Annotated in this window: 21 protein-coding genes and 1 pseudogene; 10 read left to right on the top strand and 12 right to left on the bottom strand. The window is 58.4% G+C overall.

Annotated elements, in window-relative coordinates:
- Positions 1–240: 240 nt before the first annotated feature.
- Positions 241–2,406, bottom strand: a complete 2,166-nt coding sequence (glgP, locus tag ABSB80_RS04895; protein ID WP_428368749.1) for an alpha-glucan family phosphorylase — start codon at positions 2,404–2,406, stop codon at positions 241–243.
- 152 nt (positions 2,407–2,558) lie between these two features.
- Here glgP and ABSB80_RS04890 point away from each other — a divergent pair, with 152 nt between their 5' ends.
- The 8 genes from ABSB80_RS04890 to ABSB80_RS04855 all read left to right on the top strand — a co-directional run bounded on the left by ABSB80_RS04890 (position 2,559) and on the right by ABSB80_RS04855 (position 12,899).
- On the top strand, positions 2,559–3,809 hold the full coding sequence (locus ABSB80_RS04890; protein ID WP_428368747.1) for an ADP-dependent glucokinase/phosphofructokinase: 1,251 nt from the start codon (positions 2,559–2,561) through the stop codon (positions 3,807–3,809).
- A gap of 616 nt (positions 3,810–4,425) precedes the next feature.
- On the top strand, positions 4,426–5,880 hold the full coding sequence (locus tag ABSB80_RS04885) for a glycoside hydrolase family 57 protein (protein WP_428368745.1): 1,455 nt from the start codon (positions 4,426–4,428) through the stop codon (positions 5,878–5,880).
- On the top strand, positions 5,862–7,004 hold the full coding sequence (locus tag ABSB80_RS04880; protein WP_428368743.1) for a glycosyltransferase family 4 protein: 1,143 nt from the start codon (positions 5,862–5,864) through the stop codon (positions 7,002–7,004). The genes ABSB80_RS04885 and ABSB80_RS04880 overlap by 19 nt, the downstream gene beginning before the upstream one ends.
- Positions 7,001–8,269, top strand: a complete 1,269-nt coding sequence (locus ABSB80_RS04875) for a glycosyltransferase family 4 protein (protein ID WP_428368741.1) — start codon at positions 7,001–7,003, stop codon at positions 8,267–8,269. Before ABSB80_RS04880 ends, ABSB80_RS04875 begins: the two co-directional genes overlap by 4 nt.
- Positions 8,266–9,957, top strand: coding sequence for an amylo-alpha-1,6-glucosidase (locus ABSB80_RS04870; RefSeq protein ID WP_428368739.1), 1,692 nt, complete (start codon positions 8,266–8,268; stop codon positions 9,955–9,957). Before ABSB80_RS04875 ends, ABSB80_RS04870 begins: the two co-directional genes overlap by 4 nt.
- A 19-nt stretch (positions 9,958–9,976) precedes the next feature.
- Complete coding sequence (locus ABSB80_RS04865) at positions 9,977–10,939, top strand: phosphoribulokinase (protein ID WP_428368738.1); 963 nt, start codon at positions 9,977–9,979, stop codon at positions 10,937–10,939.
- Positions 10,940–11,108: 169 nt separating this feature from the next.
- Positions 11,109–12,149 carry a 6-phosphofructokinase gene (locus ABSB80_RS04860; protein ID WP_428368736.1) on the top strand — a complete coding sequence of 347 codons (1,041 nt, stop codon included), beginning with the start codon at positions 11,109–11,111 and terminating at the stop codon, positions 12,147–12,149.
- Positions 12,150–12,899 carry a glucose-6-phosphate isomerase family protein gene (locus ABSB80_RS04855; protein ID WP_428368734.1) on the top strand — a complete coding sequence of 250 codons (750 nt, stop codon included), beginning with the start codon at positions 12,150–12,152 and terminating at the stop codon, positions 12,897–12,899.
- A 49-nt stretch (positions 12,900–12,948) separates the two neighbouring features.
- Here the strand turns inward: ABSB80_RS04855 and ABSB80_RS04850 are convergent, their stop codons facing one another.
- The 4 genes from ABSB80_RS04850 to ABSB80_RS04835 all read right to left on the bottom strand — a co-directional run bounded on the left by ABSB80_RS04850 (position 12,949) and on the right by ABSB80_RS04835 (position 16,592).
- Positions 12,949–14,250, bottom strand: a complete 1,302-nt coding sequence (locus ABSB80_RS04850; RefSeq protein ID WP_428368732.1) for a site-2 protease family protein — start codon at positions 14,248–14,250, stop codon at positions 12,949–12,951.
- Between the two features lie 192 nt (positions 14,251–14,442).
- Positions 14,443–15,081, bottom strand: a complete 639-nt coding sequence (gene rnhB, locus ABSB80_RS04845) for a ribonuclease HII (RefSeq protein ID WP_428368730.1) — start codon at positions 15,079–15,081, stop codon at positions 14,443–14,445.
- Between the two features lie 148 nt (positions 15,082–15,229).
- Positions 15,230–16,426: an NAD(P)/FAD-dependent oxidoreductase gene (locus ABSB80_RS04840; protein WP_428368728.1), complete on the bottom strand. Its 1,197-nt coding sequence runs from the start codon at positions 16,424–16,426 to the stop codon at positions 15,230–15,232.
- Complete coding sequence (locus ABSB80_RS04835) at positions 16,416–16,592, bottom strand: 4Fe-4S binding protein (protein ID WP_424028739.1); 177 nt, start codon at positions 16,590–16,592, stop codon at positions 16,416–16,418. Before ABSB80_RS04835 ends, ABSB80_RS04840 begins: the two co-directional genes overlap by 11 nt.
- Positions 16,593–17,035: 443 nt before the next feature.
- On the opposite strand from ABSB80_RS04835, the gene glnA reads away from it, so the two are divergent.
- Positions 17,036–18,511: a type I glutamate--ammonia ligase gene (gene glnA / locus ABSB80_RS04830; RefSeq protein ID WP_428368726.1), complete on the top strand. Its 1,476-nt coding sequence runs from the start codon at positions 17,036–17,038 to the stop codon at positions 18,509–18,511.
- 246 nt (positions 18,512–18,757) lie between these two features.
- Here glnA and ABSB80_RS04825 read toward each other — a convergent pair whose 3' ends face one another.
- The 7 genes and pseudogenes from ABSB80_RS04825 to ABSB80_RS04795 all read right to left on the bottom strand — a co-directional run bounded on the left by ABSB80_RS04825 (position 18,758) and on the right by ABSB80_RS04795 (position 25,975).
- Complete coding sequence (locus ABSB80_RS04825) at positions 18,758–19,960, bottom strand: radical SAM protein (RefSeq protein WP_428368724.1); 1,203 nt, start codon at positions 19,958–19,960, stop codon at positions 18,758–18,760.
- On the bottom strand, positions 19,957–20,445 hold the full coding sequence (gene ahbB / locus ABSB80_RS04820) for a siroheme decarboxylase subunit beta (protein ID WP_428368722.1): 489 nt from the start codon (positions 20,443–20,445) through the stop codon (positions 19,957–19,959). The genes ABSB80_RS04825 and ahbB overlap by 4 nt, the downstream gene beginning before the upstream one ends.
- Positions 20,432–20,938 carry an Lrp/AsnC family transcriptional regulator gene (locus ABSB80_RS04815; RefSeq protein ID WP_428368720.1) on the bottom strand — a complete coding sequence of 169 codons (507 nt, stop codon included), beginning with the start codon at positions 20,936–20,938 and terminating at the stop codon, positions 20,432–20,434. Before ABSB80_RS04815 ends, ahbB begins: the two co-directional genes overlap by 14 nt.
- The gene (locus ABSB80_RS04810; RefSeq protein WP_428368718.1) at positions 20,935–22,008 is read right to left on the bottom strand and encodes a radical SAM protein; all 1,074 of its coding nucleotides are present in this window, start codon (positions 22,006–22,008) and stop codon (positions 20,935–20,937) included. The genes ABSB80_RS04815 and ABSB80_RS04810 overlap by 4 nt, the downstream gene beginning before the upstream one ends.
- Positions 22,009–22,093: 85 nt before the next feature.
- Positions 22,094–24,295, bottom strand: a complete 2,202-nt coding sequence (gene katG / locus ABSB80_RS04805; protein WP_428368716.1) for a catalase/peroxidase HPI — start codon at positions 24,293–24,295, stop codon at positions 22,094–22,096.
- Between the two features lie 118 nt (positions 24,296–24,413).
- Positions 24,414–24,704 (bottom strand): annotated as a pseudogene (locus ABSB80_RS04800) (catalase); the annotation flags it as partial.
- Between the two features lie 152 nt (positions 24,705–24,856).
- A complete protein-coding gene (locus ABSB80_RS04795; RefSeq protein ID WP_428368714.1) occupies positions 24,857–25,975 on the bottom strand; it encodes an endonuclease Q family protein in 1,119 nt (372 codons plus the stop codon).
- Positions 25,976–26,194: 219 nt separating this feature from the next.
- Here ABSB80_RS04795 and ABSB80_RS04790 point away from each other — a divergent pair, with 219 nt between their 5' ends.
- Positions 26,195–26,803, top strand: a complete 609-nt coding sequence (locus ABSB80_RS04790) for an isochorismatase family protein (RefSeq protein ID WP_428368712.1) — start codon at positions 26,195–26,197, stop codon at positions 26,801–26,803.
- Positions 26,804–26,987 lie beyond the last annotated feature (184 nt).

Below are 26,987 nucleotides of genomic sequence, written 5' to 3'. Positions count from 1 at the left end.
CTCTGAAAGAGAATTTTCAACTCACCCCCGCGGCGGATCAGTGACTGAACCTGCCAAAAACCGTCCTGCCCCGCCGTGCTCGAAGAACCTGATGGTTCTTCTCGACTTCGTAGTTCTGACGAACTACTCAGTCCTCGGAGAAGCCCTGAGGCGGGGAATCCTCTCAAAATTTAACTATTTTGAACGATTTTCGCGGTTCTGACATGAATCAGGATGATTCATAATTATTTCCACAGAGCCCTATTTTTCATATTTCGCTGCAAAAGCAAGGGCAGGATCGTATCCTTTGCGGACATATTCTTTTACCATCCTCCGTGCGGAAAACACGGGAGCAGTGCTCTTCATGGCTTCCTTCATCTTTTTCACCCACATGTGAGGAATCCCGTCATCGGCAACCGTGTAGTACAGCGGTACCACCTCGCGTTCGAGTATCTCGTACAACTGCTGGGAATCGATCCAGTCCCGGTTCTTAGAATTATTGGTGTCACCGAATGCCCAGCCGTTCATCCCGTTATATCCCTCTATCCACCAGCCGTCGAGGACGCTCAGGTGGAGGACACCGTTTAAGGAGGCTTTCATCCCGCTCGTGCCGCAGGCTTCATTGGGGGGGAGGGGGTTGTTGAGCCAGACATCCACGCCATGGACAAGATATTGCGCCATCTGCTCATCGTAATCCTCGACAAAGGCGACCCTCCCCCCGAACTCCTGCTGGTGTGCATACCGGTACACCTTCTGGATGATCCGTTTCCCTTCATCGTCGGCAGGGTGGGCTTTTCCCGCAAAGATGATCTGGACGGGCCTCCAGCGGTTGTTTATTATCCGCTTGAGCCGTTCCAGATCCTGAAAGATGAGATCCGCCCGCTTGTAGGTGGAAAAACGACGGGCAAACCCGATAGTGAGGGCGTTCGGGTCAAGGAGCGCACCACCCGAGACGACGTTAACAGGATCGGTTCCTTCCCCCACCCATTTCCTGCGCTTGTGCTCCCTGATCCGGTTGACCAGTTTCCTTTTCAGCTGGATATGGACCGCCCAGAGCTCTTCATCCGGTAGTTCATTGATCATGTCCCAGATGAGAGGACTGTCATGCTCGTTCAGCCAGTCAGGGCAGGAAGGCGAAAAATATTTGTTCAGTAAAAGTTCCATGCGGGGATCGAGCCAGGTCGGGACGTGGACACCGTTGGTGATATGGCGGATGGGAATGGTATCGACATCTGTCCCGGGATAGAGCCGTGCCCACATCGCCCGGGCGACCTCCCCATGCCTTTTGCTCACGCCGTTGCAGAACGTACTCATTTTGAGGGCAAATGCCGTCATGTTGAACATGTCCGGGGGGTCCTGCGGGGCATAGCCGAGCCGGAGGACGGCCTGCCGATCGGTCCCGAGCAGGGAATAATACGGGTTGAAATATTTGTCCATCAGCGCGTATGGGAATGCGTCATGCCCTGCAGGGACCGGCGTGTGGGTCGTGAAGACAGTGGTCTCGCGCACCCGTTTTGAAGCGTCTTCAAAATTCATTTTGTCTGCGATATGTTCCCGGATCCGTTCAAGGAGGGTAAATGCCGGGTGGCCTTCATTCAGGTGGACGATGGTAGGCCTGATCCCGAGTATATCCAGGACGTAGCTCCCACCGATCCCAAGAACAATCTCCTGTTTGAGCCGCTGTTCGAGATCACCGGTATAGAGGCGGTACGATATCATCCGGTTGGAGGGATCATTCTCCCGGATATCGGTATCGAGAAGATAGAGGGGGATGTTTCCGATATCCACTCTCCAGACGGCAATATAGATGGGGGGATCGATGAACGGCACCCGGGCCACCAGCTGGGTGTCATGGTTATACATCACCCGTTTGATAGGAGCAGAGTCCCGGTTCAGGAGCTCCTTCCGGTTCTCCTGCCATCCGTCCGGCCCGATATGCTGGTGGAGGTATCCTTCCGAGTACATGAATCCGACGCCAACAAGGGGCAGGCCGAGATCGCTGGCCTCTTTCAGGTGGTCCCCGGCGAGAAACCCGAGGCCCCCCGCGTAAAAGGGCAGGGAGTGCTGGAGCCCGTATTCTGCGGAAAAATACGCGATGGTCAGACCATGGTCCCGGGAAAAATGTTCGGTGAACCAGCTGTTCTTCCGGTCGAGTTCCTGCCGGAAGCGGGAGAGCACGATATCATAATGCCGGAGGTACAGAGGATTTTTTGATGCCACCGTCATAGTCTCGGCCGGGAGCTCAGTCAGCATCCTGACCGGGTTGTGGATACTCTCGACCCATGCCTGCGGGTTCAGCTGCTTGAATACCATTTTTGCAGCCGGGTTCCAGCTCCACCAGAGGTTGTACGCCAGGTCGACAAGCCCGGAGATCCTCTCCGGGACATGCGAAAAATCTTTCCTGAACTTGTCTGCCTCGGCTTTCATCAGTGATTGAGTGTAGGGGCATCTCCATTAAAAGTATTGCTGCCGGTTAAGCGGGCCCGCCTGGGTCCGGCCAGGCCCGGTGTTGCCATGGGGAGCCCAAAGAGAACATTTGAAATGAGCGGAATACCAAATGGAGGTTCGGGATACCATCCATGTCCGGTGAACCGTGGCAGGAACTCTATGCCAGCCTCAGGCCCCCCATGCTGCACCGTGCGGTCACCGGGTTCAACGTCAACCTCGACCGTATCATACCGGTAAGCCGGGAACTTCTGCAGTCTCCTCTCTTTTCAGGTGAGGACATGACTGAGGTCAGGGCCAGGCTTTTCCATTCCATGCAGACCTGTACTGCTGACGAGCTCTTTGTACAGGACCCTGCACAGTATCAGCGCCTTGCCGGGCTCTTTTCCGGCAGCGGTGCCCTTGCAATCGGGGGGCAGGCAGGAATTGCGGCAGTCCACCTCGCATCGGCCGGTGTGCCCGCGGTCCTCTGTGCCGCACCGGCCATGGGCCGGATGACACGGGAGATCCTGCTGGGTTCCGGGGTCATCATCCCCGATCTCGGGACGGGGCTGTCCGGGGGTCAGGATACCGTTCACCTGGTCTTTGAATACCAGCCAGGGCTCATTCCTGTCCTCGAAGGGGTTGTCCCCAGGAACAACCGTTTTATTGTCTCCCCGGTCCACGAACCGGCATCGGCGCTTGTCCCGGAAGGTTCCACGGACCGGTTCCTTGAGGCGATCGCCGGCTGTACCAGGGCGTTCCTTTCCGGGTACCAGTACCTCCGATCCGACCGGGATTTCGCCGCTGCTGCACGCCAGCTGCGGAGGATGAAACGCCACAACCCGGACCTGAAGATCCACACGGAATGGGTGACCGTACGCGACCGGGACATCATCGGGAGGTTCATACGGTTCATCATCCCGGAGACCGACAGCCTCGGGCTGAACGAGTATGAGCTCGCACTTCTCGGGGAGTACCTGGAACCGTCCGGGATGTGGTCTGTGGATGGAGGGGATGTATCTCCCGCCCGGCTCGTGAAAGGCGCACTGGAAGTCTGCAGGGCAACGGGCCTCGCCCGGCTCCACGTCCATACCTTTGGATGGTATGTCCTCATTCACCGAAAAGAGTCGGGGGAACTTTCCGGGTCACGCAACGCTCTGCTCTTCGCGTCCCGCGAGGCAGCGAAAGCTGCACAGGGAAAAGGCTCTGTCATTTCACCTGACGGGATCCGGGCAATCAGGCAGGTCCCTCACGCATTCGGGCAGGAACGGTCAGCGGGCCTCTTCCGGGACGGGGATTTTTTCATCATTCTGGTCCCGGCCATGATCGCGGCAGGTGTAACCCGGACTGCAGGCATGGGGGACAGGATCTCTTCAGCTGCTTTTGTTGCTGACCCGTTCTAGCATGGAAGAAAAATAGTGTTCTTTCGGCTCTGGAGAACTCATTAGAAATTCTCTCAGCGCTCTTGGGGGAGTCTGTTGTTCCCGGAGGAAAGAGCAGGCTTAAGAAGAACCCGTCTGAGTTCTTCGATCAGGTCGAAGGTCGGCTCACGCCACCATTCTCCTCATCGAGGTTTTAAGAAACCTCTCCGATTTCCGAGGAGGTTCATCAGGACCTCGAGGATAAGAAGAACTCATTAGAGTTCTTCGATTTGAGAGAGGGGGCCACACTCATACCATTGAAGAACATGAGCGAATCACACGATCAAATAGGATTTCTACAGAGCCGCAAAATATTGATTCAACGCAGAAATTTGTTAAAATAATTTGATTGTCTGACCAAAAATTCTGAAAAGACCGGGTTTATATTTTTTGCAGATACACGAAACGTTTAAATTACATATGCAGGATGTTAGTATACTTGGCCAAGTCGCAGTCCGCCACGGGTCAGATACTATCCAGGGAACATGCATTCCTTTGCAGCCGGCCGGTCCTTCAGGCATACAGGTCCATGAAGTTTTCCGGAGGACCCGACGCTGTTCCGGAGGGCGAACCTTGACCGGTCGGGAGTACAAAGATCATGCCTCAAATTTGTATAGGGTTCGAAGTCCACCAGCCCTACCGGCTGAACAGGCTGTTTTCGCCCGTCCCCAAGATAAAAAAGAAGGATCTCTTCGATCATTATTTTGACGGGCTTAATAAAGAGATCCTGTTACGTGTTGCGGAGAAATGCTACAATCCGGCAACAGCGCTTATCCTGGAAAAACTCGACGAGGGATTTTCCTGCTCATTCTCGTTGTCGGGTACTCTTATCGAGCAGCTGGAGAAGTGGAGCAAAGATACCCTTTCACTCTTTGACAATGTCGCACGGCACAAGAACACCGAGATGATAGGCCAAACGTACTACCACAGCATAGCCAGTTGTTTTTCCGACAAGACCGAGTTCCGGGAGCAGGTCAAACTCCATTCCGACCTCATGTATGACCAGTTCAGGGTCCGCCCGACCATTTTTGAAAATACCGAGTTCACGTTCAACAACGATGTTGCTGCCACGATCCGGGATATGGACTTTACCGGGATATTCACGGAAGGTGTAGACCGTGTCCTCGGCTGGCGCAGCCCTAATTATGTCTACCGCTGTCAGGATATCCCGGTCATGCTCCGGAACACCACGTTGTCCGATGACATTGCCTTCCGTTTTGGCAACCGCACCTGGGACATGTACCCCCTGACTGCTGATATCTATGCCAACTGGATCGCGTTATCGTCCGGTGATGTGGTCAACGTATTCTTGGACTACGAGACGTTCGGTGAACACTTCTGGCAGGAAACGGGCATATTCAACTTCTTACGCAGTCTTCCGGAGGAACTCAGCGCCCGCGGGATCCCGATGGTCCTCCCGTCGCAGGTAATTGCAGACCATCCCCCTGTCGGGAAGATCGACGTGCATGAGACCATTTCCTGGGCAGATCTCGAGAAGGACACATCGGCATGGATGGGAAACGACCGGCAGCGGACAGCATTCCACGCAGTCCAGTCAGCCCGGCCCTATGCGGTGGACAAGCCCATCTGGCGTTACCTCCAGACGAGCGATCACTTCTATTACATGGCATCGAAGTTCGGCACGTGCGGGGAAGTCCATACCTACTTCAGCCACCACGAGGCAGAAGATGCGTTCAAGACCTATATGCGGGTTCTGGCCGATTATGAGGAAAGGAACATGCGGGTGATGAAAAACAGGAAATCCGCAAAGACGCTCCGGACCCTGCCTCCGGAACTCGCATTCCATTTTGCCGGACCCACCGGTTTCATCGGGCACAGTGCGTATAACCTCGACCAGTTCGAGGAGCAGCTCTACGTAGTACCGAAAGATTCGATTACGTTCCACCAGGAACGCGGGGACTTCTTCCGGTGGATCAACGACGTGCTGGAAGACCCCCGGCTCGCGGAGAGCATCAAAGAGCTGACGGAACGCCACGAACTGACCGAGGTCATAAAAGAGCGGAGAGAACTGCTATGGAGTCATGTAAGGTAGCGTTTTTCTGCTGGGAGTCCCTGTACGCGGAACGCGTCGGCGGGCTTGCCAACGCCGCGACGAACCTGGCAGAGACGCTGGTCAAACAGAACCACGAGGTCCATTACTTTACCCGGGGATCCATCCCCGATCAGACCATCAACGGGGTCCAGTACCACTATTGCCGCCCGTACGGCCAGAACATCGTCGAGTACTGCAATGACATGAGCAAAGCCATGGTGAGCCAGTTCAGGACACATGACAGCCCGGGGAAGTTTGATTTCCTCCATTTCCATGACTGGCATCCGGTCCAGGCCCTCCATTACCTGCAGGACCGGAACACCATCCTCACCTACCACTCGACGGAGTACGGGAGGAACGGCAACCAGTTCGGCGACTGGTGGGAGTTCCGGGAGATTTCAGGCAAGGAGTGGTACGGCGGGCTCATCGCGAAGCGGGTGACAGCTGTCTCGGCCACCCTCAGAAATGAGGTGATGACCCTCTATAATGTGCCGGAGGAGAAGTGCGAGGTGATCCCCAACGGGATCGTGCCGCGTGCGTACCGGGCCAGCATCGATCCCGGCGAAGTCAAGGCCTCGTACGGGATCCACCCCTACGCACCGCTCATCCTCTTCATCGGCCGGCTCGTGTACCAGAAAGGGCCCGACCTGCTCATCGAGGCGATCCGGAAAGTCTGCCAGCACCGGGGGGATGCAAAAGTCGTCGTCGCAGGGACTGGGGACATGCGGCAGTTCCTGCAGGACCGGGCAAAAGACCTGCCGGTCAACTTTGTCGGGTATATCCCGGATTCCGAGTACATCCGCCTGCTGAACGCCGCGGATGTCGTCGTCATTCCCAGCAGGAACGAGCCGTTCGGCCTCGTCCTCCTCGAGGCGTGGAGCGCTGAAAAATGCGTCGTCGCCTCCAATGTCGGCGGGCTCTCGGAGAACATCGATGCCTTCGTGAACGGGATCAAGGTCGGCGTGGACCCTGATTCGATCGCATGGGGGATCAGCACCATGGTGGATGAACCCTGGAACGCGGGCGCACTGGGGATACGCGGCAGGAACAAAGTGGACCGGCTATTCCTCTGGGGGCCGATAGTCCAGAGACTTACTGGTGCCTATTCGCGGGTTGTAGCATGAAACTTGCCTATTTTGTGGACGAATTTCCCCCGTTTTTCCGAGGGGGGCTTGGGACCTATGCTACCGAGATCACCCGCCAGTTCATTGCAAAGGGGCATTCCATCTCGGTCTTTTCCCGGAACACCGGAAGCGACCCGACCTTCGACACGTGGGCCGGTGTGGAAGTCCACCGTCCCCGCCTGATGACGTTCTCGGATATCCTTGCCATCGTCAACCCTGCTGAAGTCAAGACCTGGGACCTGAACGGCCAGAATTTTTTTGCCGAGACCGTCCTGTACAACCTCCTATCCGCATCGAAGCTGGTGAACTATCTTGTCCGGAACGAACAGCGCCAGTACGACCTGCTCGTTTCGCATGACTGGATAGCCTCCCTTGCCGGCATCATTGCCAAGCGAAACCTCAAGATACCGCTGATCTTTCATTTCCATTCCACCGAGCAGGGCAGGAACCCTTCCGGGTCGGTCACGATCAAGGATATCGAGCGGCTTTCGGCAATGACCGCCGACCGGATCGTGACCGTCAGCTTCGCCATGCGTGACGAACTCGTGAAGTTCGGGTACCCGGAGTCGAAGATACGGGTGATCCACAATGGCGTGGACGCGGAGAAGTACGACCCTGCCCGGATTCCGCAGAAAGAGGTGGAGGAGTTCCGCGAACGAATAGGCGTCGGGACGTCCCCCATGCTCTTTTTCATAGGACGGCTGACATGGGTGAAAGGGGCAGACCCGCTCATCCTCGCCATGCCGCAGATCATCAAGGAAGTCCCCGACGTGAAACTGGTGCTGCTCGGGGTTGGCGACCAGGAGCAGATGCTCAGCCAGCTGGTGAGGGACCTCCACCTTGGCAGGAACGTAATCCTCCATTTCAGGATGGTACCGGAGGAGGAGCGCATTCTCTACTACGCGGCAAGCGATGTCTGCGTATTCCCGTCGAAATACGAGCCGTTCGGCATCGTCTGCACCGAAGCGATGTCGATGGCCAAGCCGGTAGTCGTGGGTGCGCGGGGGACGAGTGGTTTCCGGGAACAGATCATCCCATCCGGGGACGACATCTGCGGGTACCATGTCAACCCCAACGACCCGTCTGATATTGCCCGCTATGTCGTGAGGATCCTGAAAAACCCGGAACTTGGAGCAAAGATGGGCAAAAACGGCAGGGCACGCGTACTCGAACATTTTACCTGGAACCACATCGCCGAACAGACCCTCCGGGTGTACCAGGAAGTCATTGACAGCGGCAGTGCCACAACGGGTCCGGGGAAATGACACTTTCGTACGGCAGGGAGCTGCAGGTACCGGACTATGCCCGCAGCCTCGAGTTTCTCATGGCAGGGGAACATGACTACTGTTCGGCTTCTGTCGGCGGTAACACCCGGAGATATCACGGGCTCCTTGTCCACCGGGGCAGGGTATATCTCTCCGGCTTTGATGAACTGGTGAACGGCATACGGATATCGGCGCAGCAGTACCAGGGAACAGATGGTGATTCCGGCCTTGCGCATCTCTTTGCGTTTTCCTTGTACCCGCCGTGCTGGGTCTACTATCTGGGCGGTACCGTGGTCAGGAAGACCATCACCTTCGGCCAGGGGATCGCCATAACCTACGCTGTCACCGGTGAAGCTGAGATCCGGGTCCGGCCGCTTGTCACCGACCGACCGGTCGACCAGCTCGTCCGCGATCCCCACCCGGTCTGCGAATCCGGCCACGGCGGTGTACGGTGGAGCGAGACCGTCCTCGAAGGGGATATTCCCTTTACCTATGACCCGGCCACTTACTGGAATGTCTGGTACGGGCGGGAACGGGAACGGGGCTACGAGGCGGTGGAAGACCTCTTTTCCCCGGGATATTTTTCGGGCGCGGTAAAAGACGGTTCGGTCACCCTGCACTGCTTCCGGAACAACCAGTCCCCGCTCAAGGCCGGGCCGGTGCGTACTCCCTGCAGCCTTCGCGAATGGCTCGATTCCGCACCGGATATCTTCTGCCACCGCGATGAGATCTTTGCCGGTTTTCACTGGTTCCGGGAGTCCTGGGGCCGCGATTCTGCGATCAGCGTGACCGGGCTCCTGATCGAACGCGAAAAGAAGGAGGCTGCCCAGGCCGTGCTCAGGCGGCTTGCCCAGAAGACCGAGGGCGGGGTCGTCCCGAACCGTTTCCCGGACAACTACCGCTCGAGCGATGCCTCGCTCTGGTTCATCCATGCACTTGGACGCTACCGCCGCCGCTGGGGCGATGACCGTTTCATCGCGGACATGCGCCCGGTCGTCGCAGAGATCCTCGGGAACTACCCTTCCTCCAAGGTAGCAACGCTCGACCACGACCTGATCTCGGTCATACCGCAGAGCACGTGGATGGACACGGCTTTTACCTCCCGCGAAGGAAAAGCCGTGGAGATAAACGCCCTCTGGATCCAGGCGCTCGACGAAGCGGAGTCCATGGGGATCATTCCCCCTGTTTCTGTTGAATCGGCAAAGGAGGCGTTCAGGAAGTTCTGGAATGAGAAGGATCGCTGCTTCTATGACCGCATCGACCCGGCCGACCCTTCCATCCGCCCGAACCAGGTCATTGCACTCGCGTACGGGCTTGCCGATCCTGAACAAGCGTCCGCTGCGCTTGAAACCGTCACACGGACCCTCCTGACCCCGTACGGCCTGCGCACGCTCGCACCTGCTGACCCGCATTATCACGGGCATTTTGCGGGTGACATCAGTTACCATAACGGGTGTGTCTGGCCCTGGCTCACCGGGTTCTATGTCGAAGCGCTCATCCGGAACGGCACGGACCGTGCACGGATCGCACCGCTCCTCTCACCCATTCTGGCACACATACGGGAGGGCGGGGCAGGTTACATCTCCGAGATCTTTGACGGCGACCCCCCCTTCCGCCCGCAGGGCTGCATAGCCCAGGCCTGGAGCGTGGCAGAGATCGCCCGGGCCTGCCGTATGGTTTTTCCCTGATATTCATCTATGATCATACATGCACCGCCCGAATTTCAAGGACACGATCGCAGCATCCCCCTATATCTTCACGATCGGTGTCGCGGGCGACAGCGGGTCGGGGAAGACCTCATTCACCCGGGGCGTGCGGAACATCTTCGGCAGTGACCTTGTCTCCACGATAACCCTTGACGATTACCACAGCCTTGACCGGGCGGGGCGGCAGGAGCAGGGGATCACCGCACTAAACCCGCGGGCCAACCGGATCGGGCAGCTCGAACAGGACCTCATCATGCTCAAACGCGGCGTACCGATCGAGAAGCCGGTCTATAACCATGCGACCGGGACGTTCGACTCGCCCGCCATCTTCCGGCCCCGCAGGATTCTCATCCTTGAAGGGCTGCACACATTCTTCACGCCCACGCTCCGCAAATACCTTGACTTCACCCTCTTCGTGGACCCGGCAAAACAGGTCAAGTACGACTGGAAGATCCGCAGGGACATGGTCAAGCGGGGCTACTCGCGCGAGGTGGTCGAGAAGGAGATAGCAGAGCGGGAACCGGACTACGAGCGGTATATCGCCCCCCAGAAGGAATATGCGGATGCGGTGATCGGGATCGATTATTCCGGCTACGGCCGTCACCTCGGCAGGAAGCACAATGTGTACCGGGTCACGCTCTCCCAGAACAGAATGCTGCACACCATAGGGAACATCGACCTCTCGCTTGACCTGTACTCGATCCTCTCGTTGTCCGAGCGGAACTTCTCCCTCGAATTTGTCACGAGTGAACGGAACGGCCACCGGATGGGGCGGATGATCATGGACGGCGAACTGAGTGCCCATGTCGTGAAAAAACTCGAGCACAGCATCGAGGAACAGACGCGGGTCCACCCCATCTCCATCTTCAGGAACCGGAAGTACGTCACGGCAGGCGACCTGGCCCAGCTGATCCTCTGCTGGCGGATCATTCACCGCCGCATCTTCATGGAGACGAGCCGCTGACCTCACGGGGGGGACGGATGAGCCCGAAAAGGTCTTTGCCTCTGAACGGAAAGGAACGGTGAGGGATCGTCTATGATAAGGGAAGAAGCAGGCAGTGCGGGAGCGGCGGGGAATACCGGGCACGACAATGAGGGTATATGACGGCAGGAAACAATAGGGAGATCGGACCATGAAAACAATTGGCGTTCTGACGGGAGGGGGCGACTGCCCCGGGCTCGACGCGGCGATCCGGGCAGTCGTACGGTCGGGAATACGACATGACTTCGAGACACTCGGGATCCGCAACGGGTGGATGGGACTCATCGAAGGCGATGTGGAGCCGCTCACCGATTTCTCCGTGTCCGGGATCCTGCCAAAAGGGGGAACTATTCTCGGCACCTCGCGCACCAACCCGCTTAAAAACACATCGGACTTCCAGAAGATCAAAAATAACCTGAAAAAATACGGCATTCACGCCCTTGTTGTCATTGGAGGCGACGGCACCCTCTCGGCTGCACGGGATGTCGCGAAGCAGGGGATCCCGATTGTGGGCATCCCAAAAACCATAGACAACGATATTCTGGGAACCGATGTCTCAATCGGGTTCGACACCGCGATAACGACCGTAACAGAGGCCATAGACCGGCTCCATACCACTGCCGAGTCCCATCATCGGATCATCGTGGTCGAAGTGATGGGACGGAACGTGGGCTGGATCGCGATCACGGCTGGAATCGCCGGCGGGGCAGACGAGATCCTCATACCCGAGGTGCACTTCACGATGGACGAGGTCTGCAAAAACCTCACGGCGCGGTACGAGGCGGGAAAGAAGTTTTCCATTGTCGTGATTGCCGAAGGAGCGCACCGCGAGGACATCGGTCTCCTGCCGGTTCCGGAGGACGCAAGGGACGAGTGCGGGCATGAGAAATTCGTGGGCGTCGGAAACCTTCTCGGCAGGGAGATCGAACGCAGGACGGGAGTCGAGACCCGCGTCACGATCCTCGGGTACATCCAGCGGGGCGGTTCACCGACTGCCTATGACCGCGTGCTCGCGACCCGCTTCGGGGCCGCTGCCGTCAAGCTGGTGAAGGACGGGGAATTCGGCAGGATGGTCGGGCTGGAGGGAAACCGGGTCATCGGCGTCCCGCTTGAGGCCGCAGTCTCACGCCTGAAGACGGTCGATCCGGAATTCTACGAACTGGCCAGGACCGTAATCGGCGGGAGGAAATGAATGGCAGATAACGTCCCTGAAAAGAAAGTACTGCACGGGCGGCCGGTCCCCGTGTACTGGAAAGGGCTACTGCCGGAGCCGGCCGTCCGGGACATGGACGAGCTCAGAAAGGTGCTTGCACGGCCGGGCTGCCCTTGCAGGGGGCCGGCCTATTATATGTACCGCAATGTTGCCCGGTCAGCCGAAGACCGCAGGTGGATCGAAGAGCAGCGGATCCGCTTCGACATCACCGTAATCCCTCCCGGGGATCTCTGCGGGGAATATATCAAGACAAAAGGGCATTTCCACCCGCTCAATTCTTCAGGGACGGGCTATCCTGAGATCTATGAAGTACTTGCCGGCGAGGCACACTACCTGATCCAGACCATGGACTGTTCCGACGTCGTGCTGATCTCCGCCTGTGCCGGGGAAATGGTGATCGTCCCGCCGGGATATGGCCACGTGACCATCAATCCGTCCCATACTGCAATACTGCAGATGGCAAACATCGTCTCATCGGTGTTTGCCGGGGAATACCAGGGATACGAGGAACGGCGCGGTGCTGCATTTTTCGAGATGAGGAACGGCGAGATCAGGAAGAACCCGGCCTACCCGGACCACATCGCCATAAGAATGCGGAAAGCCGGGAGGATAGCCGGAGAGTCTGGCACAATTACTGATCCTCTCTACGAACTGATTGAAAAGCGCTCGCCGATCTTGGCGTTCCTGAACCGGCCTGAGGAGTTCGGGCACCTGTTCCGGGAGCCGTAATCCGGGGGTAAAGGAAAGCCGCGGGGATCGACGATCCGCCGGAATCCGTCTACATGTTCAGCATGTACGGCAGGATCACCACGGCCAGCAGGACGATAAGCATGAGATAACTTACTGCGTTGACCACGTAGCCTGAGTACCGGGACCACCCCCGCCGGTCGAACGCCCGGTCGACACCCTCTTTCAGGATATATCCCCCGTCGAGCGGGATGAGCGGGAGAGCGTTGAAGGTCCCGACCACAACGTTGAACCAGCCGCACCAGAAGAGGAGCTGGATAACGAACCAGAACTGGGAAAAGGGCACCTGCCACATCACCGCATCCGTAGTGTCGATGGTCAGGAGGCTGAACTGGCTCCACTGCCCGGGGTCCGTGATGGTATAGATCGGGACTGCCAGCAGGATGACGGGACCGATGGGCCCATGGAGGAGATCGAACTGTGATTTTACCAGCGGGGCATCATAATACGAGACCCCCATGAACCCGCTCTGCCGCGGCCCGAGCTCTGCTGGCCATGATGTAACCGTCAGGGTATAGGGCTTTAGTTGTCCGTTGTTTTCGACAAGGAGCCTGACCGGATCACCGGGCCGGGTCGAGTTGAGCATACGGGCGACATCGTCCGTCGTCGATACGCTGATGCCGTTCACTTCCCGGATCACCGAATTCGGGGGTATGCCGGCGGTATAGGCAGGGGAGTCTACGTAGACACCGTGGACGAGTGGGGTGGAGAGCGGGACAGCAAAACCCAGCAGGATGACCAGGAGGACAAAACAGACCAGCCCCAAGAGGATATTGTTGGTGATACCGGCCCCGAACATCCTCATCTTGGACAGGCCCTTCGCCTTCTCCTGGTCCTCTTCATCGGGCTCGACATAGGCGCCGACAGGGATCACCGCGAGCAGGACCCCCAGTGCCCGTACGCGGATCCCTTCGACGCGGCAGAGGACGGCATGCCCGAACTCGTGGACAACCATCGTGGCGATTAGGCCGAACCAGACGGCGAAGGTAAAGGGGATGAAGTCATTTATCCCGGGGATGGCAAGGACGTTCTTCGGTTCGTTGGCTGCTGTCAGCGGGGGCCGCTGGACCACGATATGCTGGACGGAGTACACCAGCATCACGGTCATCAGGACCGAGACGAGCGCCACCATGAAGACGCCAAGCGTGCCGTAGATCCGCAGGAAAGTACGGAACCGGATAAACGCGTCAAAAAACCCGACCTTGTCGGTCTTTACAGCCATGAACGGCCCATAGAAGGTGATATGGTCCTGCCACAGTTTTTTCCTGTGAATAGAATACGCAGCGAGGGCATAGGCTGCGACAAGAAGAACTGCAGGAAGGATCCAGTCCATCAGCAACTATGGCATTTTCGGAGCAATAAAAGAATTGCCCGCAGTAACGGATCGACGGTTACACCGGTCGTGCGAACAACGGCAGTCGAAGATTTACTTCGTAAATCTTCTCCTCTTAGAGGTTCGAGGGGGTATCAAACCCCGAGAAGGAGAAGGGAGGCAAAAGCCGACCTTCGACATTCTGAAGACCTCTTAGAAATCGAAGAGCTGGCTCTGCGATCTTTTTGCAAGGATCGCGCTGACCGTCTTCCAGCTCTTCCTGGCGATGGGCGGGGGGTGGCGGTGATCTTCGATGTATGCGGTCAGGTACCGGATAGTGACCGGGTCTGACGGGTAGCCGCTGCCTATCTCCCCGTATTTTTTTGCGAGAACTGAGATCGCCCGGTCACGCGTGACTTTTGCGACAATACTCGCGGCTGAGACAACAGGGAATTTCTCGTCGGCATGGTGCTCGGAGACGATCTCGCACTCGAGATCGAGATTATTCTTCACCATCTCGGCATAACGGAAAGTATTGACATCGCAGGCGTCGACATAGGCACAGGACGGCGAGAGCCTGCTGATCGCCCGGGCGTGGGCCCTCGCGACCGCCGAGTTCAGGGTCATCTGGGTGCGGACAGAATCGATCTCCTCCGCATCGAGCTTCACCGTGGTGATCCTGCACCGTTTCCGGATCAGGGAATAGAGACGTTCACGCTCTTTCTGCGCAAGGAGTTTTGAGTCTTTCACCCCGAGGTCAGCCAGTGTGTCCTCCGATGCTACACCGACGGCGGCTATCACCATCGGGCCCAGCACCGAGCCCTTCCCCGCTTCGTCGACCCCGCAGATCACGATCAGGAATTGATGCGCAAATTATTTCAATGCCGGTGATGGAGACAGGTAGTCATGTACATCATCGTCGTTGGGCTCGGCGGGATAGGGCGGAGCCCCGCAAAACTGGCAGTGGAGCCTGCGGCTCCTGAACAGACAACTCAAAAGATCAGCGGATTGATGCCGCGAGCGCGCCCAGCTCGAGCACCAGTCTCGGGTTGATCCGGATTAACTCTTTTATCAGGGTAAGGGTGGAGAACTCCTGGAGGTTCAGTTTCGAGACGGAGTGGATGATCTCGTTGAGTTTTTCATCGGGCTGTTTTATCAGGTATTCCTTGATGTGGTAATTCCGCTCGATCGCCTTGCCCATCCTGGACGTCCTCCAGGTCTTGTCATATACCATGAGGGCTTTTTTCGAGAGATCGCCCTTGCCGATACAGTCTGCAGCCACTTCTGCCGCAAGCCTGCCGGTGACCATCGCGTTGTAGATACCTCCGCCGGTCAGGGGGTCGACGACCCGTGCGGCATCTCCGGCAATGAGGAGACCGTCGCCCACTGTACAGTCAAGCGGTCGGCAGACCGAGACCCCCCCGGGGATATACTCGATGGTCTTTCCCTTTGGGAAGGTCTTTTTCACGAACCTGTCAAGGTAGTCCTTTGCCCGGTGTCCTGTCCCGCTCTTCCTGCCGGAGATACCGATCCCGACATTTGCTGAACGCGCTCCCTTGGGGAATACCCAGAGGTACCCCTCCGGTGCGACATCGCTCCCGAGGTAAAAGATGGTGGAGTGGGGGTCGATATCGATGTCGGCCATGACGTACTGGACCGAGGACATGATCTCGCGGACCGGGACAGTCGTATCGATACCGCACCATTTCGAGAACTTCGACTCCACGCCGTCCGCGGCAACGACCACATCGGCGCTCACCTTCATGACCTTGCCGCAGTATTCGACTTTTGCGCCTTTGACAACCCCGTCCTCCAGGATCGGGGCTGCTGCCCGGGACTTGACGGCTACGTCGGCTCCTGCCTCTGCCGCCCTCCACACCAGCTCGCGGTCGAAGATCTTGCGGTCGAGCACGTACCCAACCTTGCTTCCCGCGATCGCTGACTCAAGTTTCATGAAAAAGCCATCGGGCGCAACAATACCTGCACCCGTCATTTCGGCAGAGATCCAGCGGGGATCGGCCTCGATGAACTCGAGGAGGGCTTCCTTCCCGATACCTTCCGCACACCGGACCGGGGCGCCGATGGCCGGGCGTTTCTCGACGATACACGCGGTCAGCCCTTTCTCGACAGCGGTCTTTGCCGCAAGCGCTCCTGCCGGGCCTCCTCCGATGACGAGCACGTCGTACTTATTTCTCATGCACTACCTCCAGGGCACCGAGGGGGCATACTTTCGCACAGACACCGCAGCTCGTGCAGTTCTTCTCAACGGAAAGGTAGGCGTCGATCAGTTCGAGGGCACCTTCAGAACAGACAGAGACGCAGCAACCGCAATATCCACAAATATCCCGATGTACTTTGAGCATTGACTAAGCATATTGGTTTCCTGTTTCATTAATATTTACGGAAACTGTTCCGGATATCCTGTCATCGCACAGATCCGGAAAATACTGCCGGGACCGTGAGGTTCATCCTCCCCCGGCTGGAAGGAAACGATCCAAAAGAGTAAGGGGGAAATATATTTATAACATTGGGGGAAGGATGTTTCTATTGGAAGCCCGGCGTCTGTTGACCATACATCACCGGGCTTCCCATATGCAGGACATGATTAAGCGTCTGAAAATTAGATTTTTTCGGCATTGTTTCTTCCATAAAAAAGATTTGACCACTTCTCTTCAATAAACAGTTTTTAAATACAGATACATAGAAATATATTTCCTAGTGCAGACACGGCATACCTAGCATGCCTGGTTATTTTGCACATGCATTGGGCACCGTTTCAGTGTGTTCCTCTATGGATGGTGTTAGAATGGCACAAGCGAATAAACCAAAAAAAATGACAGAAGTGACAAAAGAGCAGATCAGCGGTGTGACTTCTCTTATAAAAAAGAAGAATATCCAGATCGTTGACCTGAAATTCAACGACCTGCCCGGCCTCTGGCAGCATTTCTCAATCCCTGCATCGGAATTGAGCGACTCTCCCGATCCCAAGTCGGGAATCTGGTCGGAAGGGATAGGCTTCGACGGCTCCTCCATCCGCGGGTTCCAGAAGATCCAGGAGTCGGACATGGTCCTGTACCTGGACGCTGCTACCGCTGTGACTGACCCGGTCTGCGAAGTACCCACGCTCTCGATCATCTGCAACGTTTTTGATCCGGTGACCAAGGAAGCCTACACGAGGGACCCGAGGTTTATTGCCCAGAAGGCGGAGGAGTATCTCAGGTCCACCGGCATTGCCGACCAGAGTTTCTGGGGGCCGGAGTACGAGTTCTTCCTCTTCGATGATGTCAGGTACTCCCAGACCGTCAACCAGGGGTTCTACTCGGTGGATTCGGTAGAAGGTATCTGGAACTCCGGGCGGGACGAACAGCCCAACCTCGGGTACAAACCCCGCCACAAGGAAGGGTACTTCCCGGTACCGCCGCACGACTCGCTCCAGGATGTCCGGAGCCAGATGATCCTCAAGATGATTGAGACGGGAATTCCTATCGAAGTCCACCACCACGAGGTGGCAACTGCCGGCCAGAACGAGATCGACATACGATACAGTCCGCTGGTCAGGATGGCGGACCACTGCATGATGTACAAGTATATCGTCAAGAATATGGCCCGCGACTTTGGCATGGTCGCGACCTTCATGCCCAAGCCCCTCTTCGGGGACAACGGCTCGGGGATGCACACCCACCAGTCGCTCTGGAAGAACGGAAAGAACCTCTTCTTCGATGCGAAGGGATACGGCATGATCAGTGAGACAGCGAAATATTATGTCGGCGGTCTCCTGAAACATGCCAACGCTCTCATGGCGTTCTGCGCACCGTCCACCAACTCCTACAAGCGGCTCGTGCCGGGTTACGAGGCCCCCGTCAATCTCGTGTACTCGCTCAGGAACCGTTCTGCTGCCGTCAGGATCCCGATGTACTCGGAGAATCCCAAATCAAAACGGATCGAGTTCCGCCCGCCCGATCCGATGTGCAACCCGTACCTCTCCTTCTCTGCGCTCCTCATGGCAGGCATCGACGGTGTCAAAAAGAAGATCAACCCTGGCAAGCCGTTCGAGGGCAATACCTACGAGCTCGAAGGGAAGGCCGCCAAGAAACTCCCGACCGTCCCCGGTTCACTTGAACAGGCCATTGACGCGCTCGAGGCAGATCACAAGTTCCTGCTTGAGGGAGGCGTCTTCACCCAAGATGTGATCGATGTCTGGATCGAGTACAAACGCTCTGAGATAGACGCGGTCAGGCTCCGCCCCCACCCGTGGGAGTTCCAGCTGTACTTCGATATGTAACGATAATTCTCTTTTTTTCACGACAGATATGCTCTGCCCGGAAGGATGCGCAGGGCGCATATTCCGAATACGGTAGACAGGCGGAACCAACAGTACGTCCCCGCCGTACGAGTGGAGGATTACCGCGCCGGTCCGGAGGTCTTCAATTGCATCCTTCACCTTCGGATGGACTGCGTATCTCCGCACCTGGCGCATTGGTAAGTACCGCGATCCCGCTTTTGAACGCGCTGCCCGGAAGGGTCGGAACTATGGTTGGATGTGCAGATTCTCATCGGTTACGTAACAGAAGGGATCTTCCGCCAGGAAATCCCCCCCCGCTGCATGTGCCCGAACCCGGCATCCCCCCCCGCAGAGCTCCCGATAGCGGCACGCCCTGCACCTGCCGCCGAACCGGGCCTCCTTTTCCCGGAACCGGGCGAGGACAGGATTGGCCGTGTCCGTCCAGAGCCCGCTGAACGGGCGGTCCCTGATGTTCCCCACGAGAAATTCCGGTGAACGGGCAAACTGGCACGGAAACACGTTTCCCCGTGCATCGATATTTGCCACGCGGGTACCGGCACTGCATCCGCCCTTCAAGGATGCCAGCAACCCGCGGGCATCGGCAAGATCTTCAGACCTGTCCTGCTCCATGGACCCGAGCAGGTGGATGCAGTCCTGGGGAGCATCGACCGTAAGAAACTCCATACGTGCGGATTCGGTCTGCTTTGCTTTCCGGTAGAGGAGGGTGAGGGCCTCTGTCACTTCGCTCTGGCCCAGCTGCAACCGGGAATAGGAATCGATCCCCCGTCCTGCGGGTACGAGCCAGTACAGGCAGAAGCGCGAGGCGCCAAGCTCCAGGGCACGATCGATAAGGGCTTCAAGTTCCCGGTGGTTCTCCCTGGTGAGCGTGACCCGCACCCCGCACCGGAGCCCGGCTTCATGGCAGGCTGCAAATGCTGCGACGGTCTGTCCAAACGCACCGGGTGAATTCCGGAACCGGTCATGGGTCTCTGCCGTAGCACCGTCAAGCGAGATCCCGGCGTACTCTATCCCGCTTTCCCGGATCCTGACAGCGACGTCAGAGGTGATCAGCGTCCCGTTGGTGCTGAGTGCCATTTTGAGACCGCGGTCCCTGGCATGACGGGCCAGTTCCCAGATATCCTCCCTCAGGAGCGGTTCCCCGCCCGAGAACAGGATGAGCGGGACGCCTATACCGGCGAGGTCATCGATGACCTGTACTGCTTCTCCGGTCGTGAGTTCCCCTGCCGTCTCGCGTCCGGGTCCCGATCGGTTGTAGCAGTGGGTGCAGCTCAGGTTGCAGCGGTCCGTCAGGTTCCAGAAGACCACCGGGCGGTACATTCCCGAGAATGCAAGATAGGAACTGGGCACATCAGTCTCCTGTGTATGCCGGTGCCGGATGACGGAACTCACCGTTCCCCGTCCGTGCAGGCACTGGGTAATCCGGTTCACGGGAGATCCCCCCCGTTCTCCCGCAGCCTCACATTCGGCACACGCTTGAACTCGCGGGTGCTGAAGAGGACGGTATAATCCTGACAACCGGTCTGTCCTGCAATGGCCCCGACCTCTTCCAGCACCTGCTCCCTGCTGTACCCGTGGTGCACGGTATAATGGGTATACTCCCACCGCCCCGGTACCGGGCGGCGTTCATAGCAATGGGTAACGGAGGGAAACGCTGCGAGCAGGTTTCCCATGTCGCAGTCACCTGCACCCCCCGGTTTCCACGCCACAAGGGCGTTCGCGGTGATGCCAACCTTCCGCTGGTCAATGCGGACCCGGAGTTTGCGGATTACGCCGGCAGACTTGAGGAGCCGGATCCGTTCCACCACTTCATCACCGCTCAGGCCCAGCCGTCTTCCGGTCTCCTCGAAGGGGGCCGGGACGAGCGGGAGGCCGCTTTCCAGTTCCCGGAGGAGGCGGACATCAGTCTGGTCCATCAGTCATCTCCCGTGCGGGTATCAGGGAGAACCGCACATCGATCTTTATCTTTTTAGCCGTCGGCAGGTCAAGGACATCCGATGCCGGGATCCCGGTCCTCCGGAGAATATCATCCAGCACGCCCCGGACGCCCTTCCCGTTCTGTGCAGCGATCGTGAACCAGAGGGAATAATAATGGGCACGCTGGAAATTGTGCGATACTTCCGGATAGCTGCTGATCAGGGACGCGATCTCGTCAACCCGTTCTTCCGGTACATGGAGGGCCACCAGGGTCGCGGCATGCAGGCCTAGGGATCGGGACTCAAGCACCGGGGATATGCCCCGGATAATTCCTGCTTCCTCCAGTTTTTTCATCCGCCCGAGCATCCCGGTCTCCGTCATTCCCAGGCGTTCCGCAATCGCTTTCCATGGCCGGGGTACGAGCGGAAGGTCATCCTGAAGGGCGTTGAGTATGGCAAGGTCGGTCAGGTCCGGCTGGATGGATCCGCTCATGACACGCTCCCGGGCTGGTAGGTGCACCACGGATCTTCACCGCAGATCTCCCCTTTGAGTATATCCGGCGTGGCCAGGCCGTCGCACCAGAGAGAAGAGGCAGCATCCACGCGTCGGTATGCCCGGGCCCTGCACCCGCCGCAGATCGTCCTGAAGCTGCAACGCCCGCACTTTCCCGTGAGCCGGTCCGGATCGCGGAGCGCGGCAAAGAGAACGGAATTATTCCAGATCTCATAAAACGGCGTGATCCGCACGTTGCCGGCGCTCACAGGCAGGTAGGGGCAGGGGGTTACGTCACCGTTGGCAAAGATCCGGCAGTAGGTGATACCGGCGAGGCAGCCCCGTCCCCACCCGGGGCTGGTGATGCCAAGGCCGTCCGCAATCCTGCGGAACTGCGGGGCGCAGGTCGGGCGGATAGTGAGACCGGCGTCCCGGTAACGGATGAGGACCTGCCGGATCAGCTCCTCGTACTCCTCCGGGCTGCGGGGCTCGATCTGCCGTGCCCGCCCGGTAGGGATGGGAAAGAAGAGCTGGTAATCCCGGACACCGAGCGAAGTCCCAAGCCCGATCACCCCTTCGACATCGCTGATGGCAGACCGCATCACGGACATGTTGATCTGGACTGCGATCCCTGCATCGCGGCAGTGTCCTAAGGCTCCCACGGCCCTCTCCCACACACCATCAAGGCCACGGAACGAGTCATGAACTTCCGGGTTGTCGGAATCCAGGCTGATGGCCACAGCCCGGATCCCCGCGTCTTTAAGGTTTGCCGCGGTGCCGCTGTCGATGAGATACCCGCTGGTACCCATGACCATCCGGAGACCCTGCCCCGTGCCGTACCGTGCAATATCATAAATGTCCTCCCGGAGGAGGGGCTCGCCTCCGCTCAGCACAACGACCGGTGTTCCGGTAGCCCGGATCTGGTCGATGACGGCAAATGCCTCCTGCGTGGAGAGGACGCCGTCTGATTCGTGTTCTCCTGCATCCACGTAGCAGTGGGAACACTTCAGGGGGCACCTGAGCGTGATATTCCACGAGATGATACGCGGCGCATTCACTGCACTGTTCAAAGTTTGCAATCCCTTCCTTTTGCCACACACTGCCCAGGTTCCTTATTCACCTTCATGAGGTTCTCCACCATTGAAGATGTTTATGCTACGATCCGGCAAGATCGAAGCGGTCAAGGTTCATCACTTTGGCCCAGGCTGCCACGAAGTCCTGGACAAACTTCAACTGCCCGTCCGCGCTTCCGTAGACCTCGGCCAAGGCCCGGAGCTGGGAGTTCGAACCGAAGATGAGATCGACACGCGTGCCGGTCCACTTGACTTCGCCCGTCCTGCGATCGCGCCCTTCAAACAGGTCCCCGTCGTCCGATACCGCCTTCCACTCCGTGCCCATGTCGAGCAGGTTTGTGAAGAAGTCGTTGGTGAGCGCTTCCGGCGTCTTCGTAAAAACGCCGTGCCGGGTCTGTCCGAAATTTGTGTCCAGCACGCGCATGCCGCCAACGAGCACCGTCATTTCGGGTGCGGTCAGGGTCAGCAGGTGCGCCTTGTCGACCAGCAACTCCTCGGCCGATACGGCATAGCGGGTTTTCTGGTAGTTGCGGAAGCCGTCCGCCTTCGGCTCGAGCACGGAAAAGGAGGCCACATCGGTCTGCTCCTGCGAGGCGTCCATGCGTCCCGGCGTGAAGGGGACCGTCACCTCGTAACCAGCCTTCTTCGCAGCCTGCTCGACGCCCGCGCAACCGGCCAGAACAATCAGGTCAGCCAGCGATACCTTCTTGCCGCCCGACTGCGCTCTGTTGAACGCGCCCTGGATGCCCTCCAGCGTCTTGAGAACCCTGGCCAGCCGGTCCGGCTGGTTGACTTCCCAGTCCTTCTGCGGCGCCAGACGAATGCGGGCACCGTTAGCACCGCCGCGCTTGTCGGAGCCACGGAAGGTGGACGCCGACGCCCAGGCAGTCGAAACCATCTCCGACACAGACAGGCCGGAAGCTAGGATCTTGCCCTTGAGGGAGGGGATGTCCAGTGCATCAATCAGTTTGTGATTGACGGCAGGGATGGGGTCTTGCCAGATGAGCTCTTCCGCCGGAACCTCCGGGCCGAGATAGCGTGCGCGTGGGCCCATGTCGCGGTGGGTCAGCTTGAACCACGCCCGGGCGAACGCGTCCGCGAACTGATCCGGATTCCCCATGAAGCGCCGTGAAATCTTTTCGTAGACCGGGTCGAACCGCAGGGAGAGGTCCGTGGTCAGCATGGACGGCGCATGACGCTTCGTTTTGTCGTGGGCATCCGGCACCGTGCCGGCGCCTGCGTCACCCTTGGGCTTCCACTGGTGTGCACCGGCCGGGCTCTTCGTCAGTTCCCATTCGTAGCGGAACAGGGTCCGGAAGAAGTTGTTGCTCCACTTCGTTGGCGTGGGGGTCCAGGTGACCTCCAGGCCGCTGGTGATCGTGTCCCCGCCTTTGCCGGTGCCGAAGCTGCTCTTCCAGCCGAGGCCCTGCTCCTCGATGCCCGCCGCTTCGGGCTCAGGCCCCACATGGGACGCGGGGCCGGCACCGTGGGTTTTGCCAAAGGAGTGACCACCGGCGATGAGCGCAACGGTCTCCTCGTCGTTCATGGCCATGCGGGCGAACGTCTCGCGGATATCCTTGGCCGCCGCGATCGGATCCGGGTTGCCGTTCGGGCCTTCCGGATTGACGTAGATCAGCCCCATCTGTACGGCAGCGAGCGGATTTTCGAGGTTCCGGTCGCCGGAGTAGCGTTTGTCATCCAGCCACGTGTTCTCAGAACCCCAGTAGACGTCTTCTTCCGGCTCCCAGACATCCTCACGACCGCCAGCGAAGCCGAAGGTCGCAAATCCCATCGACTCCAGGGCGACATTGCCAGCAAGAATCATGAGGTCGGCCCATGAGATTTTCTTGCCATACTTCTGCTTGATCGGCCAAAGCAGCCGGCGCGCCTTGTCGAGGTTCGCGTTGTCGGGCCAACTGTTGAGGGGCGCGAAGCGCTGCTGGCCGGCACCGGCGCCGCCGCGACCATCACCGGTGCGGTACGTGCCGGCGCTGTGCCATGCCATGCGAATGAACAAGGGCCCGTAGTGGCCGAAGTCCGCCGGCCACCAGTCCTGCGAGCCGGTCATCAGCGCCTGCAGATCATTCTTCACGGCCGCCAAGTCGATTTTTTTGAATTCACGAGCGTAGTTGAACTCCTCGCCCATCGGACTCGCCAGGGGAGAGTGCTGGTGAAGAACCTTCAGGTTCAACTGGTTCGGCCACCAGTCCCGGTTGGACCTGCCTGGGCCGGTTGCTTGTTTGTTTACCCCGCCCTTTACCGGGCGCTTGCTGTCGTCAGTCATAAGGTCACTTCCTATCGTTGGATGATTTCATCCACTGTGGTGCTTTGAATAATCCTTTGCCCACCCAGCTAACGGTTGCCTCAGCAGCGGGCTATGGTTAAGGTGTTTGAGCAAGGAGACCTTCCAACACCGCCGTCTGCTGCAAGACCGGGGTATTCTTCTTCGGGTCCTGAAGGAATTTTGCCTTCGTGTATTCCACCATGCTCGTGAAGACCTGGAAATACCCGTGCGCCCCGGCACCTTTGGCATGCACCACACGTTCGGGAATCCGCTCCCGGTTGAAGTGGGCGAGTTTCTCGATCAGGGTGACGTCCTGCAGGAGGACCGGGCCCCGCTGCCCGGCCATGAGGGAGTTCTGGTTGTCAGCGACCGGGACTCCTTGGCCGGTCGTGAGAGTTTTCTTGGCCATGGTTTTCACAAGCCAGACATTGCGGTGAATGGACGATAAAGATTTGGTTCGGGTACCGTTCGCAGTTTCCGTCGTGAATTGTGATGACATTCCGGACCGGATCCTGTCTGGATTCCGGTCTTTCTGGTGCTGGTATCAGAATTCAGTTTCACCTAAAGGGAGAATGTCCCGTACTTCCCGCCACCGCCCGGGTGGAGGACCACGCTGCCGCTCCGGAGGGCTTCAACCGCATCTGCAACTTTCGGGTGAATGGTACGGATCTCCGCGACCGGTGCATCGATCAGCACGGCAATCTCGTTACCGAACGAGCCGATGAACGATGTATAGATCTCCGTGCACTTCTTCGTGTGCGGCGACGAGGCACCCTCCACGGTCTGGATGATCTGCCCGAGCGGGACGATGTGGAGGTAAGGAGGGCGGGGGCGGGACGTGCCGCCCTTCGAGAGCTCGCGGGCCCGGTCGGACACCCCCTTTTTTATGATCCCGCCGTCGTCCGGGCAGCGCCATCCGTACCGTACGGCCTCTTCATAGGAATACTGGGTGAAGCAGCGGACACACGCGGTGCGGTTGTACTTCCCTTCTTCCGGGAAGAACCCGGCATTCATCGCGATGCCCCCTTCCTTCACGCAGGCAAGCACCCCCTTTACCGAGAGCGCTTTTGGGAGAAGGCGGTTGAACTCGCGCCCTATCTTCTCCGGCTGGGGGCTGTGGGCATCCGAGTTGGTGAGAAACGGGACATTGTACAGGTCAGGGATCGCAGCACCGTACGAGCTGTCCGCCGAGAGCCCGAGCTCCACAAAGTCGATGGGCTGCGTCCCGTAGCAGTCGGCCACGCGGTCGAAGTAGGCGTACATCGCAGTCCACGGCGTGAAGGCGTGGGCCGGCCCGATCATCGCACCAACTTCGTGGGCTGCGGCGGCAATCTCCCCGCCGCTCAGGTACACGTGGGGCCTGCCGCTCGTCTCGAAACTCCTGCATTTCCCGGCCATCAGGTCCCGGAGCTGTCCAAACTGTGCCGGGTCTTCTGCGAGGATGACGTGGTGGACCCGCCGCTCGTCCTCAACCTCGCCCTGCGGGACGATGACGATCCCGGCAGCGTTTTCCCGGAACGGTTCCCATGCCTTCATCCATCCCGGGTGGAGTGCGTCCCCGGTGCCGAGCACGTTGATGCCCTTGGTGACACAGACCCGGATCAGACTTTCCGGCTGCATGGACCGGGATACCGCCATTGAGTACGGGGAATGGATGTGGAGGTCGGCGTTCGCGAACATGGCTACCTACCGGTTGTCCTCCGCGGGATATAATGTGAGCCATCCGGAACCGGGAGGATCGATATAATCCGCGAACTCATTCAGGTTGAGCGGGCTGCCCCGGTCCGGAAGTTCCCTCAGGCCGGGATTCTGTCACAGCTGAGATATGAAATGCCCCGTTCACAATGTTTATCATGACTCTTGTTGATGAGAACTTTATCAAAAGGAGGAGAAAAAACCATGGAACATGCTCCGAAAGGCTGTCTGGAACTGCTGAACGACAAGAACAGCATGCTGGTGCTCGTGGACTACCAGTCCACGATGTTCAAGGGTGTAGCGTCCGGTGACAAGACGATCATCAGGAATGCCGCGTACTGTGCGGCGAAGGCAGCAAGCATCCTGAGCATCCCGGTGGTATTGTCGGCTATAAACCCGTCGGGGAACGGGGAGTTCATGCCCGAGATCACGAGACTTTTCCCCGGGCAGGAAGTGTACTCCCGGAAGGTGCTGAGCTTCGACGCCTTCGAGGACGAGCGGACATGGAACGCAGCAAAGAAGACCGCAAGGAAGAAGATGGTCGTCTCGGGCCTCTGGACGAGCATGTGCTTTGCCTACACAGCCATTCATGCCATCAAAGAAGGCTACGAGGTGTACGGTCTCATCGATGCTGCAGGCGATTCCACGCACGATGCCCATAAGTACGGGGTGAAACGGATGCTCCAGGCAGGCGTCATCCCGATCACGGTCGAGTCGCTCGTCTCGGAATGGATGCACGACTGGGGGAACCCGAAGGTCGGCGACCTCGTAAAGGAAGTATACTCGCGGTATGGGTACATGATAGGGTTCTGATTCTGTACGACAGGCTGCAGGAAAGATGCGAAGAGCTGCTGACAGCTTAGGATGGGAAAACCAGAGGGGGCGACGGGTCTTCCCTGACCCCTTTTCCCTCCCAGGCGGATTGCCCTAAGCGGAACGTCAGCAGACGACAATCCATGCTGTTCTCACGCGGGAGGGTTGCCCGGAACTGTGCCGC

This window comes from Methanoregula sp. (assembly GCF_050010295.1).
Lineage (GTDB): Archaea > Halobacteriota > Methanomicrobia > Methanomicrobiales > Methanospirillaceae > Methanoregula.
The sequence above is the reverse complement of the archived record's forward strand: the minus strand, read 5'-3'. Positions and strand labels throughout refer to the sequence as shown.